At 72.3% G+C, this 13,870-nt stretch carries 11 protein-coding genes and 2 pseudogenes; 8 read left to right on the top strand and 5 right to left on the bottom strand.

Features of this window, described 5'->3' with window-relative positions; genetic code table 11:
* Window positions 1-57: 57 nt before the first annotated feature.
* The gene (locus ABGB01_RS07810; protein ID WP_347771740.1) at window positions 58-828 is read right to left on the bottom strand and encodes a class I SAM-dependent methyltransferase; all 771 of its coding nucleotides are present in this window, start codon (window positions 826-828) and stop codon (window positions 58-60) included.
* Window positions 829-937: 109 nt separating this feature from the next.
* A pseudogene (locus ABGB01_RS07805) lies at window positions 938-1,873 on the bottom strand (RNA polymerase sigma factor); the annotation flags it as partial.
* A gap of 166 nt (window positions 1,874-2,039) precedes the next feature.
* Here ABGB01_RS07805 and ABGB01_RS07800 point away from each other — a divergent pair.
* Window positions 2,040-2,723 carry a TetR family transcriptional regulator gene (locus ABGB01_RS07800; protein WP_347771738.1) on the top strand — a complete coding sequence of 228 codons (684 nt, stop codon included), beginning with the start codon at window positions 2,040-2,042 and terminating at the stop codon, window positions 2,721-2,723.
* 74 nt (window positions 2,724-2,797) lie between these two features.
* On the top strand, window positions 2,798-3,298 hold the full coding sequence (locus ABGB01_RS07795; RefSeq protein ID WP_347771736.1) for a GNAT family N-acetyltransferase: 501 nt from the start codon (window positions 2,798-2,800) through the stop codon (window positions 3,296-3,298).
* Window positions 3,299-3,426: 128 nt separating this feature from the next.
* Here the strand turns inward: ABGB01_RS07795 and ABGB01_RS07790 are convergent, their stop codons facing one another.
* A complete protein-coding gene (locus tag ABGB01_RS07790) occupies window positions 3,427-4,857 on the bottom strand; it encodes a wax ester/triacylglycerol synthase family O-acyltransferase (RefSeq protein ID WP_347771734.1) in 1,431 nt (476 codons plus the stop codon).
* A 218-nt stretch (window positions 4,858-5,075) separates the two neighbouring features.
* Here ABGB01_RS07790 and ABGB01_RS07785 point away from each other — a divergent pair, with 218 nt between their 5' ends.
* The 3 genes from ABGB01_RS07785 to ABGB01_RS07775 all read left to right on the top strand — a co-directional run bounded on the left by ABGB01_RS07785 (window position 5,076) and on the right by ABGB01_RS07775 (window position 9,021).
* Window positions 5,076-6,254 (top strand): cysteine desulfurase-like protein, encoded by a 1,179-nt coding sequence (locus tag ABGB01_RS07785; RefSeq protein WP_347771732.1) that lies wholly within the window; start codon window positions 5,076-5,078, stop codon window positions 6,252-6,254.
* A gap of 58 nt (window positions 6,255-6,312) precedes the next feature.
* On the top strand, window positions 6,313-7,968 hold the full coding sequence (locus tag ABGB01_RS07780) for an acetolactate synthase large subunit (protein WP_347771730.1): 1,656 nt from the start codon (window positions 6,313-6,315) through the stop codon (window positions 7,966-7,968).
* 81 nt (window positions 7,969-8,049) lie between these two features.
* Window positions 8,050-9,021, top strand: a complete 972-nt coding sequence (locus ABGB01_RS07775; protein WP_347771728.1) for a tyrosine-type recombinase/integrase — start codon at window positions 8,050-8,052, stop codon at window positions 9,019-9,021.
* Between the two features lie 25 nt (window positions 9,022-9,046).
* On the opposite strand, the gene ABGB01_RS07770 is transcribed toward ABGB01_RS07775, so the two are convergent.
* On the bottom strand, window positions 9,047-9,901 hold the full coding sequence (locus ABGB01_RS07770) for an AraC family transcriptional regulator (RefSeq protein WP_347771726.1): 855 nt from the start codon (window positions 9,899-9,901) through the stop codon (window positions 9,047-9,049).
* 44 nt (window positions 9,902-9,945) lie between these two features.
* On the opposite strand from ABGB01_RS07770, the pseudogene ABGB01_RS07765 reads away from it, so the two are divergent.
* Window positions 9,946-10,758: pseudogene (locus tag ABGB01_RS07765) on the top strand (NAD(P)H-binding protein); the annotation flags it as partial.
* Window positions 10,755-11,177 (top strand): nuclear transport factor 2 family protein, encoded by a 423-nt coding sequence (locus tag ABGB01_RS07760; protein ID WP_347771724.1) that lies wholly within the window; start codon window positions 10,755-10,757, stop codon window positions 11,175-11,177. The pseudogene ABGB01_RS07765 and the gene ABGB01_RS07760, both read left to right, overlap by 4 nt.
* A gap of 13 nt (window positions 11,178-11,190) precedes the next feature.
* Here the strand turns inward: ABGB01_RS07760 and ABGB01_RS07755 are convergent, their stop codons facing one another.
* Entirely contained in the window at window positions 11,191-11,793 is a 603-nt protein-coding gene (locus ABGB01_RS07755; protein ID WP_347622059.1) for a TetR family transcriptional regulator, read from the bottom strand.
* 64 nt (window positions 11,794-11,857) lie between these two features.
* Between ABGB01_RS07755 and ABGB01_RS07750 the strand changes: the two genes are divergently transcribed.
* Window positions 11,858-13,837 (top strand): ATP-binding domain-containing protein, encoded by a 1,980-nt coding sequence (locus ABGB01_RS07750; RefSeq protein WP_347771722.1) that lies wholly within the window; start codon window positions 11,858-11,860, stop codon window positions 13,835-13,837.
* The last annotated feature ends 33 nt before the right edge of the window (window positions 13,838-13,870 follow it).

Here is a 13,870-nt window from a genome sequence, read left to right as displayed (position 1 = left end):
GCGCCACAGGCTAGGCCAGACCACCGCGCGCACGCAGGTCGTTTTTCCGCCGTGCGGCTAGGGGGCGTCGGCCCGCCGGGTGACGCGGATCTTCGACTGCTTGTGCGGCAGGCGTTCCCAGTCGTCCATGAACCTCGCCTGCAGCCCGTGCTTGGAGGCCAGCGCGATCAGGGTCTCGGTGCGGTAGTAGAAGTCCTCCCGCAGCACCTGGTGCTCCTTGCCCTCGGTGCGGTCGAAGGTGAAGTCGAACCATCCGCCGGGTTTCATGACGCGGCCGACGTGGGCGAAGCACTCCTCGATCACGTCGAGCGGCGAGTGGGAGAAGACGCTGTGCGCGTGGACGACGTCGAAGTGCTCGTCGGGCAGGAAGGCGAAGCGCAGGTCGCGTACGGGGGTGAGGTGCGGGAGCTTGTCGCCCAGCCCGTGTTCGGTGAGGGTGTCCTGGGCCGCCATGAGGATGTCGGGCGAGATGTCGATGCCGTAGTAGTTGCCGGTGTGCAGGTAGTCGATGAACAGGTGACCGGCCCGCAGGTTGCCGCAGCCGATCTCCAGCATCCGGCATTCCGGCTTCAGCCCGTGCTCGACGAGGTAGTCGAACTGCATACGGCCCATCGCCAGCCACCGGCGGTGCGTGTGGGAGCCGACCGCGCCCTCGGGGTCTCGCGCGGTGTCGGACTTCATGACGGCACGGTAGTAGGCGACGTGGTCGCGGGTACGCAGCCTGAACCAGATGTCGCGGGCGAGCCGCCTCAGATGGGGCAGGATCTTGCGCGGGTTCTTGAACGCGTACGTCACTTGGTGGACGAGGCTCGAACGGGAGCGTTTCACGCCTGGGAATCTAGGTCACTCACAGCAACATCCAAGGGGCTGTGGCGACAGTCTTGAGTTCCCTTTTGCGCAGCCTTTCTCTCCGGAACCCCGTGCGCCAGGTGAACGGTCAGCTCAGGTAGTCGCGCAGCGCCAGCGAGCGAGAGGGATGGCGGAGCTTGGACATCGTCTTGGCCTCGATCTGCCGGATCCGCTCCCTGGTGACGCCGTAGACGCGCCCGATCTCGTCGAGCGTGCGCGGCTTGCCGTCGGCCAGGCCGTAGCGCATGCTGATCACGCCGGCCTCGCGCTCGGAGAGCTGATCGAGCAGGGCGTGCAGCTGCTGCTGGAGCAGCGTGAACGACACCGCGTCGGCCGGGGAGACCGCCTCGGTGTCCTCGATGAGGTCGCCGAACTCGCTGTCGCCCTCCTCGCCGAGCGGCGTGTGCAGCGAGATGGGCTCGCGGCCGTAGCCCTGCACCTCGATGACGCGGCTCACCTCGAGTTCGCTCTCCTTGGCGATCTCCTCTGGCGTGGGCTCGCGGCCGAGGTCGCTCTGCAGGCGCCGCTGCACCCGTGCCACCTTGTTGATCAGCTCCACCATGTGGACGGGAATGCGGATCGTACGGGCCTGGTCGGCCATGGCGCGGGTGATCGCCTGCTTGATCCACCACGTGGCGTAGGTGGAGAACTTGTAGCCGAGCCGGTAGTCGAACTTCTCGATCGTCCGGATCAGGCCGAGGTTCCCCTCCTGGATCAGGTCGAGGAAGAGCATGCCGCGACCGGTGTAGCGCTTGGCGATGGAGACGACCAGCCGGAGGTTGGCCTCCAGCATGCGCTGCTTGGCCCGCGTGCCGTCGGCGGCGATCCACTCCAGGTCGGCGCGGAGCTCACTGGGGAGGTCGGGCTCGGTGTCGAGCCGCTCTCTGGCGAACAGCCCGGCCTCGATGCGTTTGGCCAGCTCGATCTCCTGCTCGGCGGTGAGCAGCGGCACCCGCCCGATCTCTTTCAGGTAGGTCTTGACCGAGTCGGCACCGATGGCGCTGCCACTGTCGGCGACGCTTTCGTCCAGCTCGAGAACCTCTGCTGCTTGGGACAAAACACTCTCCTCGCTCGCGTTGGGTAGGGTGGACGGGAACCCAAACTTAGGTCGCTCCTAACATTAGGTGCACACTTCTATTGAGTCAACCTAAATGTAGGTCGAACCTAAAAATCTGTGAGAGACTGCGGCTATGAGCATCGACACCTTGGGATTGAGGGAACAGAAGAAGCGCGAGACCAGGCAGGCCATCTCCGACCACGCTACCCAACTGTTCCTGCAACGTGGCTTCGACCGCACGACGATCGCCGACATCGCCGGCGCCGCCAGAGTGGCCAAGATGACCGTCACCAATTACTTCCCCCGTAAAGAGGATCTAGCCCTGGACCACCACGAGGCGTTCGTGGCGGGCCTGGCGGAGGCGGTCGCCCGGCGCCCACCTGGGGAGTCGGCGCTGGGCGCGGTACGTCGAGCATATGCGCAGGCGCTGGAGCAGCGTGACCCGGTCATCGGCTTCACCGGACGCGACTTCGCCCGGATGGTCGCCGACAGCCCGACCTTGGTCGCCCGGCTGCGCGACCTGCACGACCAGCGCGAAGAGGCCCTCGCCGACGCGCTCGTCGCGGAAACGTACGCGACGGCCCCCGGCGAATCCGGCACGGCCGGCACGCCGGAGGCCGCCGCCGAAGGGGCCGTGATCGAAGCACGCGCGGTGGCCGCGCAACTCGCCGCGGCCGACCGGCTGCTCTTCCGCGAGTTGCAGAGCCGCGTGCTGGCCGGACAGGAAGAGGACGGGATCGCCGCAGCGCTCACCCAGGCCGCGCGGCACGTCTTCGACCGCCTCGAACCCGCCATCGGCGGCTACCCCGCCCGCTGAGCCGGCGCCCCGTTCCGCGCATGCTAGTTTTTACCTTCCCGGCCGGAGGTTGCTCCCGGCCGGAAAGTGCTTGTATGACCACTTTTCAGGCAACCGTGCGGCCCGTGACCGCCGCGGACCACCCCACCGTCGAACGCCTCTGGCTCATGTTCCGCCACGACATGGCGGAGTTCCAGGGCGGGCTGCCCAGCCCCGACGCCACCTACCACAGCGAACGGCTGCGCTCGGCGCTCGAGGACGACGACTGGGCGGCCTACCTGTTCACCAGCGGCGACCGGCCGCTCGGGTTCTCCTTCGTGCGGGCGCTGTCCGGCCCCGCGCGCGTGCTGAACGCCTTCTTCGTGGTACGCGGCGCGCGCCGGTCCGGGATCGGGATGACCGTCGTACGGGAGGTGATCTCCCGGCACCCCGGCCCCTGGGAGATCGCCTTCCAGGACTCCAACGCGGCGGCCGTCGCGTTCTGGCGGCGCGTCGCCACCCGCATCGCCGGCGACGCGTGGACCGAGGAACGCCGGCCCGTCCCCAACCGGCCCGACGTTCGCCCCGACGTGTGGATCTCCTTCACCACCGCCTGACCGGCACAACGCACCCCCATGAAGCGACCGTCCACGTGAGTGCACTCACGTGGACGGTCCCCAGCCGGCGGTCGAGCGTGGTGCGGTTGAGCACCCGGCGGTTCAGGATCATGGACCGGCCGCAGGCGCTACTGCGGCACGTCGGCTTCCGCGTCGCGCAGGTCGGCGAGGGCGTCGCGCAGGTATCCCGCCAGTTCCCAGGCGTCGGGCACCATCGCGCGGTCGGTGATGACGCCGATGTCGAGGGAGCCGTCGTAGGAGAAGGCCGTGATGTTGACGCCGCCGCTCACGTCCGAGATCACGGAGACCGGATAGTGGTGCAGCAGCCGGGCCCCGCACACGTACAGGGGGAACTGGGGTCCGGGCACGTTCGAGACGATCAGGTTGATCGGCGGGGCGGCCTGCCCGAGCAGGGCGAACGCCGAGCGGGAGGCCAGGCCCATGAGGGCGGCGGGCATCGACTCGCTGAACTCGCGCAACCACCGCGCGGACGCCGGCGAGAACCGGTCCTTGAGCCGCCCCATGGCCTGGCGCACGTGCTGCAGCCGGTCGACGGGATCGGCGACGTGCACGGCCAGCGGGGCGGTCATGATCGTCACCTGGTTGCCGGGCCCCTCGGCCCCGGCGTCCCGCAGCGAGAACGGCACGCCCGCCACCAGCGGCTGGCTCGGGACGCCTCCGTGCGCGGCCAGCCATCCGCGCAGCGCTCCCGCGCACACGGCCATGACCACGTCGTTGACGGTGACGCCGAACGCCTTGCGCACCTGCTTGAGCTCGTCCAGCGGCAGCGACACGTACGCGAAGCGCCGGTGCTCCGACACGGGACCGCTGAAGGGCGTCCTGGGCGCGGGCAGCGTCGGCAGGTCGGGAACCTGCCCGGCGCCGGCCAGCCTGCGGGCCAGCCCGGAGACGAACCGGGCCCCGGGCAGTGAGGACACGACGGGGATCTCGTCCAGGTAGGGGACGGCCATGGACGCGAACCGCACGGCGTGCGCGGGGTTGCCGGCCAGCCTGGCCAGGCCGCGCGCCAGCATCTCCGCCTCCCCGGGAGGCGGGGCGTCGCGTTCGGGCTCGGCCTCGGGCGGTGGCGCGGGCCGGGGGCCGGTGTCGAGCAGCGCGGCCAGTACGTCGGCGCCGCCCACCCCGTCCACGGCCGCGTGATGGATCTTCGTGTAGAGGCCCATGCGGCCGCCGGACAGCCCGTGGATGAGGTAGATCTCCCACAGCGGCCGGCGCCGGTCGAGCCGGCGGGCGTGCAGCCGCGAGACCTGCTCGGCGAGTTGCCGCTCGTCGCCGGGCGGGGGCAGGCCGATCTCGCGCACGTGGTAGTCGAGGTCGAGATCGTCCTCCTGCATCCAGTACGGGTGGTCGAGCCCCAGCGGCACCGGGGCCAGCTTGCGGCGCAGCGCGGGCACGTACGGGAGCCGCTGTTCGAGGAGGGCCTGCAGGTCGGCGCGGTGGAGGTCGCCGTCGAGGACGGCCAGGCCCGCGATGTTGGCGATGTTCGTGGCCGTCTCGAAGTACAGGAACTGCGCGTCCAGGGCGGTCAGCTGGGGCATCCGTCCAGCCTCCGCCCGGACAGGCCGGCCATCCACGTCAAGGGCGCGTTCGGCACGTCGTCCAGCTCCCTTCCCGCGAGATCCGCAGACCTCTTCAGCTCACTGCCCGGCGGCGGCCAGGTCCGTGGGACACCGCGTTCTTCGCACGACAGCACAAGAAGGTGCTGACGCGTCGGCGTGGCACGATTGAGGTCTCCGAGGCTGAGCATCTACATACCATGCCTTTCCCTATCAAAACGGTACGCGCCACCTATCCCGCACTCTCCGACGGCTACGCCTATCTTGACGGAGCCGCCGGCACGCAGACGCCGCAATCGGTGATCGACGCCATCTCCACCGCATACCGGACCGGGATCGGCAACGTCGGCGGCGCCTTCCCCGCCAGCCACCGCTCCGACGCCATCGTCGCCGCCTGCCGCGCCGCCGTCGCCGACCTGGTCGGCGGCCATCCGGACGGCGTCATCCTCGGCCCGAACATGACCACGCTCACCTACCGCCTGGCCAGGGCCGTCGCAGGACCCGGCGACGAGGTCGTGGTCTCCAGGCTCGACCACGACGCCAACGTGCGCCCCTGGACCCAGACCGGCGCCACCGTACGCTGGGCCGAGGTGGACCCGGTCACCGGGGAACTGCCGGTCGAGCAGTACGAGAGCCTGATCGGCGAGCGCACCAGGGTCGTGGCGGTGACGGCGGCGAGCAACATCCTCGGCACCCGCCCCGACGTGCCCGCGATCGCCGAGCTGGCGCACCGGGCGGGCGCGCTGACGTACGTGGACGGCGTGCACGCCACCCCGCACGGCCCGGTGGACATGCGGGCGCTGGGCGCCGACTTCTACGCCACGAGCGCGTACAAGTGGTCGGGACCCCACATCGGCGCGGTGGTGGCGGACCCGGCACTGCTGGAGACCATCCGGCCGGACAAGCTGGCCTCCTCGGCCGACACCGTGCCGGAGCGGTTCGAGACGGGCACGGCCGCGTTCGCCGACCTGGACGGGGTCACGGCGGCCGTGGACCACCTGGCCTCCATGGTCCCCGGCGCGGGGAACCGCCGCGAGCGCCTGCTCGCCTCGATGGCCGCGGCGGAGGAGCACGAGCTGGCCCTGTTCCAGGTGCTGATCGAAGGGCTGGAGACGATGCCGCACGTCACCGTGTACGGCAAGCCCGCCAGGCGCACCGCCACCGCCTACTTCAACGTGGCCGGCCACACCCCCCGCCAGGTCGCCGAGCACCTGGCCAGGCTCGGCGTGAACGTGTGGAACGGCCACAACTACGCCTGGGAGCTGACCGGCGCGCTCGGCATCCGCGAGTCGGGCGGCGCGGTGCGCGCGGGCCTGGTGCACTACAACGACCGCTCCGACGTCGACCGGCTGCTCGAAGGGGTGGCCGGGCTGGAATGAACCGGGGTCTCCCGGTGCTGTTGAGGAACGCAGTCTTCCACGAAAAGAGGCGTTTCCCATGTCCCGGCAGGCCGTCGCCGCCCGGCTGATCGTGCAGGCACTGGAGGCGGAGGGCGTCGAATACGTCTTCGGCATCCCCGGTGAGGAGAACATCCACTTCGTCGACGCGCTCCACGACTCCTCCATCCGTTACGTCCTCGTACGTCACGAGCAGGGCGCGGCGTTCATGGCGGAGATCTACGGCAGGCTGACCGGCAAGCCCGGCGTGGCGTCGGCCACGCTCGGCCCCGGCGCGATCAACCTGCAGCTCGGCGTGGCCGACGCCACCACCAACAGCACGCCGGTGGTGGCGATCACCGCCCAGGTGGGGCTCGACCGCATCTACAAGGAGTCTCATCAGGTGGTCGACCTGGTCTCGCTGTTCAGGCCGATCACCAAGTGGGCGGAGCTGGTGCCGTCGCCGCAGGCGCTGCCCGAGATGATCCGCAAGGCGTTCAAGACCGCGCAGACCGAGCGGCCCGGCGCCGTCTACCTGGCGATCCCCGAGGACGTCGAGTCGGCGCCGATCCCCGACGGCCTCGCCCCGCTCCCGGTGAACGTCGTACGCCCGCAGGATCCCTCTGCCGCGCAGATCGCCCGCGCCGCCGAGGTGCTCGACGGCGCCCGCAGGCCCATCGTGCTGGCCGGCCACGGCGCGACCAGGGCGGGCGCCTCGCAGGCCCTGGTGCGCTTCTCCGAACGGCTCGGGCTGCCGGTGGCCACCACGTTCAACGGCAAGGGCGTCTTCCCCGACGACCACCGGCACGCGCTGGGGGCGGTGGGCTTCATGCGCCACGACTACGTGAACTTCGGCTTCGACGAGGCCGACGTGCTGATCAGCGTCGGATACGAGCTGCAGGAGTTCGACCCCGTCAAGATCAACCCGCTGCGCGACAAGAAGATCATCCACGTTCACCGGTTCCCCGCCGAGGTGGACGACCACTACCCGGTGGCGGTCGGGGTCCACGGCGACGTCTCTCGCTCGCTGGACGCGCTCGGCGACGCCGTGCACCGGCGGTTCGAGATGAACGGCACCGGCGAGAAGATCCGCCGCATGATCGGCGAGGAGCTGGCGCAGGGCCGGGCCGAGGGCGCGTTCCCGCTGTCGCCGCGCCGGATCGTCGCCGACATCCGTGAGGCCATGGGCCGCGACGACATCGTGCTGGCCGACACCGGCGCGGTGAAGATGTGGATGGCCCGCATGTACCCGACCTACGAGCCGAACACGATGCTGGTCTCCAACGGGCTGTCGTCCATGGGCTTCGCGGTGCCGGGCGCGCTGGCGGCCAAGCTGGCCCGTCCTGAGCGCAAGGTGCTGGCGGCGACCGGCGACGGGGCGTTCCTGATGAACAGCCAGGAGCTGGAGACCGCCGTGCGCGAGCGCATCCCCTTCGTGGTGCTGGTGTGGGTGGACGACGCCTACGGGCTGATCGAGTGGAAGATGGACCTGGAGCTGGGGCGCGGCTCCCACGTCGCGTTCGGCAACCCCGACTTCGTCACGTACGCCGAGAGCTTCGGAGCCCGCGGCCACCGCGTGACCAGCGCCGCCGAGCTGCTGCCCACGCTGCGCAAGGCACTGGCCGACGACGTCGTGTCCGTGATCGCGGTCCCGGTCGACTACGCGGCCAACCTGCAGCTGACCGACAAGCTGGGCGAGCTCACCGGCCCCTTCTGACAGGCCGCGGGCCGGCGGCCCACGCGTCGCGGGCCGCCGCCCGGATGGGCTCGAGGGCGGCGGGGCCGTAAGATCGGCCCGGTGAGCCTGCCTGCCGTGCCCGATGCCGCGGCGCTGCCGGTCGAGCCGGCGCGCGACCCCTACCACGTCTATCTCGACTCGCTCACCAGCCCCGAGTCGCGCCGCACCATGCGCGGCTGCCTCGACCGGCTGGCCCGGCTGCTCACCGGCGACGAGGGCGCCACGGGCGCGGGCCAGCCGTGGCACCTGCTGCGCTACGAGCACACCGTCCGGATCCGCACGATGCTCACCGACCAGGGCTGGTCGGCGGCGTACGTCAACAAGCACCTGGTGGCGCTGCGGCGGGTGCTGAAGGAGGCGTGGCGGCTCGGCCAGACCAGCGCCGAAGACTTCGCCCGCGCCTCGGACCTCGCCCCCGTACGCCAGAGCCGGCTGCCCACCGGGCACCACGTCCCGCCCGAGGTGGTCGGGGCGGCCCTGTCGGCCTGCGACGACTCCCCCTCCGGGGTGCGCGACGCGGCACTGATCGCCGTCCTCTACTCCACCGGCTGCCGCCGGGCCGAGCTCTCGGGTCTGGCGCTGGCCGACTACGACCCCGGCGCCCGGTCCCTGCGGGTGCGCGGCAAGCGCGACAAGGAGCGCCTGGTCTATCTGACGGCGGAGGCGATCGGGCTCGTCGAGCGGTGGCTGGCGATCCGCGGGACCGGCCCGGGGGCGTTGTTCAGCCCGATCAGCAAGTACGGCACCCTGCGGCGGCGCGACGGCCGGCCGGTGCGGCTGACCGGGCAGGGCATTGCCGACATCCTGGCCCGCCGGTTCGGGGAGGCGGGCGCGTCGCGGCGTACGGCGCACGATTTCCGCCGTACGTTCATCGGCGAGCTGCTGGACGCCGGGGTGGACCTGGCGACGGCCCAGGCCCTGGTGGGCCACTCCTCCCCCGCCACGACGGCCCGCTACGACCGCCGCCCGGAGAAGACCCGCCGCGACGCCGTCGACCGCCTCCGCCTGCCCGCCCCCCGCCCCCTCACCTGACCGGCCACCGCGCCCACCAAGCCGGTCACCCCTTCCCACCTGCGCGGGCGTCGGCGTTCTTGCGATATTCGCCGGGCGTCACACCATGCCATTGCCTGAAAGCCAGATGAAACCCAACCGCCGACCGGTAACCGACACGCCGCGCGATCCGGCTGTGCGGGAGGATGCTTTCGGCGAGGAGCCGTGCGGCCTCCTGCATCCTGCGGGCGGTCAGGTGCCGCATCGGCGCCTCGCCGACGAGCTCGCGGAAGGCCGCCGCGAACGCCGAGCGCGACAGTCCCGACTCCTCGGCCAGCGACTCCACCGTCCAGGGCTCGGCGAACCTGGTCTGCACGGCCAGCAGTGCCGCCCCGACGGCCGGATGCCGCAGGGCGCGCAGGATCGGCTCGCCCTCGGACAGGTTCGCGAGGGCCGCGCGCAGGGCCAGCACGAAGGCCAGCTCGAAGGCGCGCAACGCGACGATCTCCAGACCGGGCTCCCCGCCGTCCCAGCCGCCGGCCAGCCGGTCCAGCACGTCGCCGAGCAGCGGCTCGCCGGCGATCGCCGCCCGGTCCAGTACGAGCATCTGCGGCAGCGCCCGGTAGAGCGGGGCCGCCGCGGCGGCGTCGTAGTGCAGCCCGCCGCAGAGCACGCCGGTCGGCGGTCCCGGGCCGTCGATCGACACCCTGCGCGTCAGGCCCGGCTCCCGCCCGGGGAGCAGGCTGTCCAGCGGCACGGCGGGGCCGCCGGGCGCGTCGCCGAGCCGGTGGCCCGAGCCGTGCGGGAAGACGGCCAGCTCCCCGGCCCTCAGCAGCACCGGCTCGGCCCCCGGCAGCTCCACCGCGCACGTGCCTTCGCTGATGTAGTGCAGCAGGGCGCAGTCTTCCCGCTCGCCCGTCACAGCCCACGGCGCGCGGGCCGTCCAGCGGCTGCGCCTCGGGCGCCCAGGGCGGCGCCGTCGCCCGCCGGCTGATCGCGGAGGGGCACGAGGTCCGCGGCTTCTCCCGCACCGCGAACGTCCCTGAAGGGGTACGGCCCTTCCCCGGCGACCTCGGTGACGCCGGGCGGGTGAAGGAGGCGTTCGACGGGGTGACGCACGCGTCGGTGGTGCTGCCCCTGGCATTCGACCCCGCCACGGTCTCCGCCCACGTGCGCCACGTGATCGGCGGCGCCCGGGCCGGCGGAGTGCGGCGGCTGGTGTTCAACACGGGCAACCGGCTGCCCGGCCGCCAGACGGGCGTGGCCGCGTTCGACACGCGCGCGAGCGCGGCCGCGACCCTGCTGGGCAGCGGGCTGCCGGTGGTGGTGCTACGCCCGCCCCTGTACGCCGACAACCTGCTGGCGCCCTGGGTGTCCGGCCCGCTGGAGATCTCGGGCGTGCTGCGGTACCCCGTCCCCGCGCGGGTCGCCGTACCGTGGCTGACGCACGACGACCTGGGCGCGGCGACGGCCGCGGCGCTCACGCGCGACGGGCTGGACGGGCTCACGCTGGACGTGGGCGGGCCGCAGGCGCTGACGGGGCACGAGCTGGCGGCGGCGTTCGGGCCGCGGGTGCGCTACGAGGAGCAGGACGTGGACGCGTTCGAGGCGGACCTGGCGCGGATGGCGGGCGCGCCGACGGCCGCCGGCGTCGCCGGCACCTACCGGTGGATCCGCGACACGGACGGCTTCTTCGCCACCGTCCACGACGCCGGGGAGCGGCTGGGCATCTCCCTCACGCCGCTGCGCGACTGGATCGCCGCCAGGGGCCTGTCATGACGGACGCCGAGCACGAGGTGATCCGCCTGCACCAGGTGATCGAGGGGTGGCTGACCGGAGCGGCCGACCGGGCGGACTTCGGGCCCTTCGCCGGGGCGCTCGCACCGGACTTCACCCTGGTCGGCCCCGACGGGGTGGCGATGGCGCAGAAGGAGGTCCTGGCCTGGGTGGAGGGCTCCCACGGCAGCGCGCCGGATCTCAGGATCACCATCCGCGACGTCCGCGTGGTGGCCGACTCGGGCGATCTCGTGGTGGCGACCTACGAGGAATGGCACGGGACGGCTCCCGGCGCGCCCGCGCCGCCACCGGACGCGCGGGGGCGCCGGGCGACGGTCGTGTTCCGGCGCGGCGCGGGCCTGGACTGGCTGCACCTGCACGAGACGTGGGTGGCGGCCCCGCCATCGGCCGGGACCGGCTGAGCCCGCGCGCGGATCACAGCGCGGGAAGCAGCGAGAACGCCCGCTCGGCCGCGCGAACCGCCTCGGGTTCGACCTCACTGAGCGGGCGGCCGCCGGCCAGCTGCTCCCAGGTGCGCCTGGCCAGCACCCGCTGCGTGGCCAGCACCTGCCCCGCGAGCAGGCCCGCGGTGAGGTCGTCGGCCGTCTCGGCCAGCGCCTCGGCGAGTGCCCGCTCTTCCTGCGCCATGTGCTGCAACAACCGCGCCGCCAGGCCGGGAGTGAAGAACACCATCCGGTGGTAGGCCACCACCTCGGGGTCGTCGTTGAGCCCGGTGACGGGGTCGTGCCGGGCGAGCCCGTCGAGGAAGTGGCGGCGCAGCGCCCGCACCGCCCCCTCGCCCGGCGCGCGCCGCCGCACCACGCGCGCCGACTCCCCCCGGTGGTCGGCGATGCGGTGGAGGGCGAGGTCCTCCTTCGTCGGGAAGTATTTGAACAGCGTCGGCTTCGACACGCCGGCCGCCGCCGCGATCTCCGTCACGGGCACCTCGTCGAACCCGCGCTCCAGGAAGAGCGCGATGGCCGCCGTCGAGATGGCGTCGTGCACCCGCTGCCGCTGCAGCTCTCGAAGTCCCGTCATGAGCACACCCTACCAAAGTGTTAACCTGGTTAATCTTTTAACCGAGTTAACACTTGGGGGTGCGATGGGCACGCTCGACGACGAGAGACAGTACGTCGAAGAGTGCAGGGCCGGACTGCGCAGGATGGTGCAGGGCGCGCGTGACAACGTGATCGTCGGCGAGGCCGTGGCCGGCGACCGCTACAGCGCGGAACGCCTGGGGCGTCACCTCAAGAGCCTGGCCAAGGAGCTCGGCGAAGAGCCCGAAGGGCCGCCCTTCTTCGGCCGGCTCGACTTCGGGCCGGGCTCGGCCGAGCACCGCGGCCGCGCGTACCACATCGGCAGGCGCCACATCACCGGCGAGCACGGCGGCCCGCCCCTCGTGATCGACTGGCGCGCGCCCGTCGCCAGGGCCTTCTACCGGGCCGGTGCCCGCGACCCCCAGGGCGTCGCGGTGCGCCGCCGCTTCGGCTGGTCGGGCACCACCCTGACGGGCTTCGAGGACGAGCGGCTCGAACAGGGCGAGGAGGGTGGGAGCAAGATCCTCGCCGCCGAGATCGAACGCCCCCGCGTGGGCCCCATGCGCGACATCGTCGCCACCATCCAGCCCGAGCAGGACGACCTCGTACGCGCCGCCCTGGACACCTCGATCTGCGTCCAGGGCGCCCCCGGCACCGGCAAGACCGCGGTCGGGCTGCACCGGGCCGCCTTCCTGCTGTACGCGCACCGCCAGCGCCTCGAACGCTCGGGTGTGCTGGTGCTCGGCCCCAACCGGGCCTTCCTCGGCTACATCTCCGCCGTCCTGCCCGCGCTCGGCGAGGTGGACGTCGAGCAGACCACGCTGGGGCGGCTGCTCGGCGCGCTGCCCGTCACCGCGACCGACAGCGAGGAGGCCGCCGCCGTCAAGCATGACGCCCGGATGGCGAAGGTCCTGCGCAAGGCCCTGTACGCCCGGATCAGCAAGCCGGTCGAGCCGGTCGTGGTGCCCGACGGCTCCTACCGGTGGCGGGTGTACGAGGACGAACTGCGCCGCTTCGTCGACGACACCCGGCGCGAGTCGCTCCCGTACGCCGTGGGGCGGGAACGCGTACGCGCGAGGGTGGTCGAATCGATCCGGCGGCAGGCCGAGACCCGCGGACAGACGCCGAACGCGGCCTGGCTCCGCAAGATCGGCCGCGGCGTCACCTCGTCGCTCGACGCGCTCTGGCCCGCCGTCAGGCCCGTAGAGGTCCTGTACGAGCTGCTGCGCGGCCCAGGACCCGGCCCGGACCCGGCCGCCGGCGTGCTGTCGGACGCCGAGCGCGCCGCCATCACCTGGGACAGGCCGCCCCGCAGCGTCAGGAGCGCCACGTGGTCGGATGCCGACCTGGTGCTGCTCGACGAGCTCGCCGCGCTCATGGAGCGCCCGCGCGGCTACGGGCACGTCATCGTGGACGAGGCCCAGGACCTGTCGCCCATGGAGTGCCGGGCGGTGGCCAGGCGCAGCGAGCACGGCTCGCTCACCGTGCTCGGCGACCTCGCCCAGGGCACCACCCCGTGGGCCGCCACCTCGTGGCGGGAGCGCATGGAGCTGTTCGGCAAGCCGGACGCCCGGATCGTCGCCCTGACCACCGGCTTCAGAGTGCCCGCGGCGGTGGTCGACCTGGCCAACACGCTGCTGGCGGCGCTCGACGTGGAGGTGCCCGCGACACGCTCGTACCGCGCCGACGGCCGGCTGCGGGTGATCCAGGTGGCGACGCCGGCCAAGGGCGTGGTGGCGGCGGTGCGCGAGGCGCTGGCGTTCGAGGGCTCGATCGGGGTGATCGCGGCCGGCACGGACGTGGAGGAGGTCGCTTCGGCGCTGCGGGAGGAGGGCGTCGACGCGGGCGAGCGGCTGACGGTGCTGCCCGCCGCCATGGCCAAAGGGCTGGAGTACGACCACGTGATCGTGGCCGAGCCCGCCGCCATCGCCGAGGCGGAGCGGCGCGGGCTGAACCGCCTGTACGTCGCCCTCACCCGGGCCGTCTCCCGGCTCGACGTCGTGCACGCGCGTGCGCTGCCTCCCCAGCTCACCCGGCCCCGCTGAAGCCGCGGGAATGCCGATCCGGCTCACCGGCTC

Source organism: Nonomuraea sp. B5E05, assembly GCF_039880665.1.
GTDB lineage: Bacteria > Actinomycetota > Actinomycetes > Streptosporangiales > Streptosporangiaceae > Nonomuraea.
Note: the sequence above shows the minus strand (reverse complement) of the source record. Positions and strands in the feature narration are given on the sequence as shown.

What these genes read in the sequence shown, in the direction of transcription:
- ABGB01_RS07800 (WP_347771738.1), top strand. Translation starts at nt 2,040, where the DNA reads ATGAGCATCGACACCTTGGGATTGAGGGAACAGAAGAAGCGCGAGACC.
- ABGB01_RS07795 (WP_347771736.1), top strand. Translation starts at nt 2,798, where the DNA reads ATGACCACTTTTCAGGCAACCGTGCGGCCCGTGACCGCCGCGGACCAC.
- ABGB01_RS07790 (WP_347771734.1), bottom strand. Translation starts at nt 4,857, where the DNA reads ATGCCCCAGCTGACCGCCCTGGACGCGCAGTTCCTGTACTTCGAGACG.
- ABGB01_RS07785 (WP_347771732.1), top strand. Translation starts at nt 5,076, where the DNA reads ATGCCTTTCCCTATCAAAACGGTACGCGCCACCTATCCCGCACTCTCC.
- ABGB01_RS07780 (WP_347771730.1), top strand. Translation starts at nt 6,313, where the DNA reads ATGTCCCGGCAGGCCGTCGCCGCCCGGCTGATCGTGCAGGCACTGGAG.
- ABGB01_RS07760 (WP_347771724.1), top strand. Translation starts at nt 10,755, where the DNA reads ATGACGGACGCCGAGCACGAGGTGATCCGCCTGCACCAGGTGATCGAG.
- ABGB01_RS07755 (WP_347622059.1), bottom strand. Translation starts at nt 11,793, where the DNA reads ATGACGGGACTTCGAGAGCTGCAGCGGCAGCGGGTGCACGACGCCATC.
- ABGB01_RS07750 (WP_347771722.1), top strand. Translation starts at nt 11,858, where the DNA reads ATGGGCACGCTCGACGACGAGAGACAGTACGTCGAAGAGTGCAGGGCC.